We start from the raw sequence: 420 nt of genomic DNA on the forward strand, positions 1-420 counted from the left end.
TACACTCGGCATCGTGGCGCTTTGTTTACCACCAATATCTTGCTCCATGCTGCCGTCAAACACGGTCATGGTTTTGCCTTTTAAGGTCAGTAGCTTGTCTGCAAAGAGGTTGGCGTTACCACTTGAGTCAATACTGATTTCACTGCCGCCATTGGCAAGGGTGAGGTTGCCAGAGCCACTGCCTTTAATCGTGATATTACCTTGGCTTTGAATGATTTGACTTCCCGCTGGGGCGGTGATGGTAAGGTTGTTGTCTGCCTTGAGGTTGATATCACTTTGGATAACACTGCGATGACTGCGGCCCGCCTTAAGGGTCAAATCTTGTTTGGCGCTGACGTCAATTTGATTAGCGATGAGTTCAAAGTTAATCATCATCGCATTTTCAATTAATAAGTAAGTGTTTTTAGTGGTAAGGAGTTA

The 420-nt window shown here is 45.5% G+C and carries 1 protein-coding gene; it reads right to left on the reverse strand.

What is annotated here, in order from left to right:
* The coding region (locus CKO50_RS24725; RefSeq protein WP_255229842.1) for a hypothetical protein at nt 1-375 on the reverse strand (375 nt) is incomplete at its 3' end.
* Between the last annotated feature and the right edge of the window lie 45 nt (nt 376-420).

It is taken from the genome of Pseudoalteromonas sp. HM-SA03 (assembly GCF_002289345.1).
Classification (GTDB): Bacteria; Pseudomonadota; Gammaproteobacteria; order Enterobacterales; family Alteromonadaceae; genus Pseudoalteromonas.